Annotated in this window: 5 protein-coding genes; all 5 read left to right on the forward strand. The window is 67.4% G+C overall.

The genetic code is table 11. The annotated features are described in order from the left end of the window. Positions 1-1,066, forward strand: a 1,066-nt coding sequence (locus PHQ87_RS14245) for an acyl-CoA dehydrogenase family protein (RefSeq protein WP_300235700.1), incomplete at its 5' end; no start/stop codon positions are given. 334 nt (positions 1,067-1,400) lie between these two features. Beyond that, entirely contained in the window at positions 1,401-3,338 is a 1,938-nt protein-coding gene (locus tag PHQ87_RS14250) for a PAS domain-containing protein (RefSeq protein WP_300235703.1), read from the forward strand. Further along, positions 3,335-3,769, forward strand: coding sequence for a response regulator (locus PHQ87_RS14255; RefSeq protein ID WP_300235705.1), 435 nt, complete (start codon positions 3,335-3,337; stop codon positions 3,767-3,769). Before PHQ87_RS14250 ends, PHQ87_RS14255 begins: the two co-directional genes overlap by 4 nt. A 24-nt stretch (positions 3,770-3,793) precedes the next feature. Further along, positions 3,794-4,234: a universal stress protein gene (locus PHQ87_RS14260; protein ID WP_300235707.1), complete on the forward strand. Its 441-nt coding sequence runs from the start codon at positions 3,794-3,796 to the stop codon at positions 4,232-4,234. A gap of 225 nt (positions 4,235-4,459) precedes the next feature. Then, a partial coding sequence (locus PHQ87_RS14265; protein WP_300235709.1) for an FAD-dependent monooxygenase occupies positions 4,460-5,175 on the forward strand: 716 nt, incomplete at its 3' end.

A 5,175-nucleotide genomic window follows, 5' to 3' on the forward strand; every position in this document is an offset into this window, starting at 1 on the left:
GCTGCCGAACGCCGACGCATGGGAGGAGGCCGGCTTCGTGCCGCGCGAGATCCTGCGCGAGATGGGGGAGATGGGCTGGTTGGGCATGCGTTACGACAGTGCCCATGGCGGCAGCGAGCTGGACGTGCTCTCGACCGTGGTGCTGGCCGAGGAGCTGGGCCGCTCGGGCTACGGCGGCTTCGCGGTCACGGTGCTGGTGCACACCGACATGGCCAGTCCGCACCTGCACCATGCCGGCACGCCCGAGCAGAAGGCGCGCTACCTGCCGGCCATCATCCGGGGCGAGAAGATCGCGGCGGTGGCCATGACCGAGGCCGATGCCGGTTCGGACCTGGCCAGCATGCGCACCACGGCGCGCCGCGAGGGCGACCACTGGGTGCTCAACGGCTCGAAGATGTTCATCACCAACGGCGTGCACGGCGACATCTACTTCGTCGCGGCCAAGACCGGCGAGCCGGGGCGCAACCACCAGATCTCGATGTTCATCGTGGAAAAGGGCACGCCGGGTTTTTCGGTGGCGCGGCCGCTGCGCAAGCACGGGTGGCTCTCGAGCGACACGGCCGAGCTGGTCTTCAACGACTGCCGCATCCCGGCGGGCAACCTGCTGGGCGAGGAGAACAGGGGCTTTTACGCACTGGTGAAAAACCTGCAGAACGAACGCATCGTGCTCGGCGCGCAGGCCATGGGCGAGGCCTCGCGCGCGATCGAGCTGGCGTTGTCGTGGACGCGCGAGCGCCGCGCGTTCGGCGCGACGCTCTGGGACAAGCAGGCGGTGCGGCACCAGCTCGCCAAGCGGCTGGCGCAGGTGGAGGCCGTGCGCGCGCTGATCTACCAGACCGCCTGGCGCGAGGCCCAGGGGCACGCGCTCGTGCAGGAGGTGTCGATGATCAAGGCATTGGCCGGCACCCTGGTCAACGAGGTGATGTACGACTGCCTGCAGTTCCACGGTGGCATGGGCTTCATCCGCGAGACGGCGATCGAGCGCATGGCGCGCGACGCGCGGGTGCAGGCCATCGGCGGCGGTGCGACCGAGGTGATGCTGGAAGAAATCGCCAAGCGGATGTGAGCGGACCCCGCTGCTCAGGCGTTGGCTGAGGTTTCATGTTGCAACGCCCGGTCGATGTCGGGCAGGCCGCCGGTGCGCACCAGACGCTTGCACCGGTGCGCGGCCGTCCCGACCGGTGACATGCCGAAACGCGAACGTGTCCAGCATGAATTCGGCGACTGGTGTCAAAATGTTGCAAGCTGCACACCGGAGGCCATCCGCATGGAACATCTCCTTCCGGTCCTATGAGGACCTCGCCACCATTGCCAGGGTTGCGCCAGCGCCTATCCTGTCCGGGTGGGTCGGGGTGTGTGTTGTCCATACCGGCGCCCCGCATGCCGGCGTGGAGGGAGCGGTGAACGGGCGCTGGCTGCCGCTGGCGGGACGGCACTGGGTGCCACTGTTCCTGATGGTGGTCTTCCTGCTGATGCTGGGCCTGCGGTATGTGATGCAACTGCCGGAGCTGGGCGAGGAGGTGGCCGGACAGGGTACCCTGTCCGAGCGCCGGGCGGCGGTGCTGGCCGATCTGTCGCGCGACGTCCTGCTGGCGCTGCTGGCCGCCGCACTGCTGTGGGCGTTTCTCGATACCGTCTGGTTTCGCCGCGCGCGCCGCATGGTGGCCGCGGTGGAGGACATGGGCGCCGGCCAGCTGGAGCGGCGCACCGGGGTGGGCGGTGCCGACGAACTGGGGTTGATTGGCCAGGCCGTTGACCGGATGGCCGAGCGTCTGCAGCACAATCAGCAGCGTCTCCTGTACATGAACAATCTCATCAACCGGTCGCCGGCCGTGGTGGTGGAATGGCACATGGGGGCCGGCTGGCCGGTGCTGCGCATCAGTGATGGCGTGTCGCAGTGGGGCTATGTGCCGACGGATTTCACCGCCAGTGGCCGGATGTACCGGGATTTCATCCACCCGGACGATCTGGACGGGGTGATGGCGAGCCGGGAACCGTGTTTCAGTGGCGATGAAGCCCATGCCACGCAGGCGTACCGCATTCGACGTGCCGATGGCGGCTGGGCCTGGGTGGAGGACCGTACCCGCATCGAGTGGGACGGGCAGGGCGCGGTCATGCGCGCCACCGGCATCCTGCTGGACATCACGGACCGTCGCATGGCGGAGCGGGCCCGGCAGGAGCGCGAAGCCCTGGTGCGCCGCTTTTTCGAATTGCCTTTCATCGGCATGGCGATTTCCTCGGCGGCCGACAAGCGCTGGCTGGAGGTGAACGGGCGGCTGTGCGAGATCCTGGGCTACGAGCGGGAGGAACTGCTGGGCAGGACCTGGGTCGAGATGACGCACCCCGACGACGTGGCCGCGAATGTGAGCCTGTTCGACGAGCTGCTGGCCGGCCGGCGCGACGGCTACCAGATGGAGAAGCGCTTCATCCGCCGGGACGGCGCCGTCGTGCACACCGAGATGGTCGTGCGCGCCGTCTACGACACGCAAGGCCACCTGGAGCACCTGTTCACGACCATCCAGGACGTGACCGAGCGCCAGCGGAACCTGGCGCTGGTGGAAGAGCGCAGCCAGCAACTGCGCCAGGCGGAGGAGCGCCTGAGGGAGGCCAATCAGGCGCTCGAACGGCGGGTGGTGGAACGCACCGAGCAACTGCGCAGGGCCAACCAGGAACTGGAGGCCTTCACCTACTCGGTCTCGCACGACCTGAAGGCGCCCCTGCGCGGCATCGACGGCTACAGCCAGCTCTTGCAGGAGGAGTACGCTCCCAGGCTGGACGAGGAGGGCCGCCTGTTCGTGGCGCGCATCCGCCGCAGCGTCGAGCAGATGGGTTGCCTGATCGAGGATCTGCTGGACTACTCGCGCATGGAGCGTCGGCAGATGACGTGCCAGGACGCCGAGGTGCGGCCGCTGGTGGAACAGGCACTGGAGGCCTGTGCCGGTGACATCGAACGGCTGGGTACCCGGGTGGACAACCGGGTCGGCGCCATGCGCCTGTCGGTCGACCGCGAAGGCCTGGCGGTGGCCTTGCGCAACCTGGTCGGCAATGCCGTCAAGTTCAGCCGCGACAGCACGCCGCCGAGAGTCGAGATCGGTGCCGAGGAGGCCGACGGGTGTCGGCGCATCTGGGTGCGCGACAACGGCATCGGTTTCGATATGAAGTATTGCGATCGCATCTTCGGCATCTTCCAGCGGCTGCACCGGGTCGAGGACTATGCCGGCACCGGTGTCGGCCTGGCGCTGGTGGCCAAGGCGGCTGAGCGCATGAACGGTCGCGTCCGGGCGGAGAGTGCGCCCGGGCAAGGGGCTGTGTTCTACCTGGAGTTCCCATCGTCATGAACCTGCCGAGCTTCCCCGCACCCTCGCTGCTGCTGGTCGAGGACAACCCCATGGACCTGGACCTGACGCTGCGCGCCTTCGAACGCAAGCGCTTTTCCAACCGCATCGACGTGGCGCGCGATGGCGAGGAGGCACTGGCCTTCATGGAGCGCTGGGATGCGGGCGAGGCACCGCCGGCGGTGATCCTGCTGGACATCAACCTGCCCAAGGTCAACGGACTGGAGGTGCTGCGGCAGCTCAAGGAGCATCCGCGCCACCGCCGCATTCCGGTGGTGATGCTGACGTCCTCGCGCGAGGACCGCGATCTGCTGGCGGCCTATGATCTGGGGGTCAACTCGTATATCGAGAAACCGGTGAGCTTCGACAAGTTCATCGACGTGGCGGGCCAGATCGAGCTGTACTGGTACGTGCTCAACGAAAGGCCCCGTTGAAACCGCAGGAAGGAAGATGACGGAATGCACAAGATACTGATCCCGGTCGATGGGTCCGAACTGGCCCTGGCGGCGGTGCGCCATGCGCTGGAACTGGTGGGGCACGGACTGAAGGCGCGTTTTGTGCTGGTCAATGTGCAGGAGCCGGCCAACCTCTACGAGGTGGTGGTGGCGCGCGACCCGCAGGTGCTGCAGCAGGTCAGCGAGTCGGCCGGCAAGGACCAGTTGCGTGATGCGCTGGCACTGCTGCAGGCAGCCGGCCAGACGGTCGAGGCCGTGGTGGTCACGGGCGACCCGGCGCAGGCGATCCTGGAGCAGCAGGAGGCGTTTGCCTGCCATGCCATCGTGCTCAGTGCCCGGGGTGCCGGGGCCCTGAAGTCGGTCTTCATGGGCTCGGTTTCCCAGGCGGTGCTCAGGGACTCACCGGTGCCGGTGACGGTGGTGCACTCGCCCGAGCACGGCTGACGCCACCCGGTGCCCACGGCAGGGGCGTCACCGTCGCCCGATCGAAAGCCCTGGCGGTGGGTCTGCCGGGGCTTTTTTGTGTCGGCGCTGCAATTACGTTTAGGTAAACGTATTTACCATGAAGAAATTATGCGGTAGAGTTCGATCCGAATCGTTCCGACCGGAGACAAGCCCTTGGCCACCTATACCTACCCCACGTTTCCCTATCGCGCGCCGGAGGACCTGATGGCCGGTGCACCGCAGCGCCGGTCTCTGGTGGTCATCGGGGCCGGACCGGTGGGGTTGGCCGCCGCCATCGACGCCCGTCTGCACGGGCTGGAGGTGCTGCTGTTCGACGAGGAGGACAGCGTCTCCTTCGGCTCGCGCGCGGTCTGCTACGCCAAGCGGGCGCTGGAGATCCTCGACCGCCTCGGGGTGGGCGAGCGCATCGTGGACAAGGGCGTGAGCTGGAACGTGGGGCGCACCTTCCTGCGCGACGAGGAGGTCTACCAGTTCAACCTCGTGCCCGAGCCGGGCCACAAGCGTCCGGGCATGATCAACCTGCAGCAGTACCACCTGGAGGAGGCGCTGGTGCAGCGCGCCACCGAGCTGGGGGTGGACCTGCGCTGGAACTACCGTGTGACCTCGGTGCAGCCGGCGGCGGAGGGGGCACGCCTATCGGTGGACACGCCCGACGGCCCGTTCGACATCGATGCCGACTGGGTGATCGTGGCCGACGGAGCACGCTCGAACGTGCGCCGCCAGCTCGGGCTGGACATCGATGGCCACGTGTTCAAGGACCGCTTCCTCATTGCCGACGTGGTGATGAAGGCCGACTACCCGGCCGAGCGCTGGTTCTGGTTCGACCCGCCCTTCCACCCCAACCAGAGTGTGCTGCTGCACAAGCAGAGCGACAACGTCTGGCGCATCGACTTCCAGCTCGGCTGGGATGCCGATCCCGA

It is taken from the genome of Hydrogenophaga sp., from assembly GCF_028698005.1.
Taxonomy (GTDB): Bacteria; Pseudomonadota; Gammaproteobacteria; order Burkholderiales; family Burkholderiaceae_C; genus Hydrogenophaga.

Coding starts and splice junctions, on each gene's coding strand:
- PHQ87_RS14255 (WP_300235705.1), top strand. CDS start 3,335: ATGAACCTGCCGAGCTTCCCCGCACCCTCGCTGCTGCTGGTCGAGGAC.
- PHQ87_RS14260 (WP_300235707.1), top strand. CDS start 3,794: ATGCACAAGATACTGATCCCGGTCGATGGGTCCGAACTGGCCCTGGCG.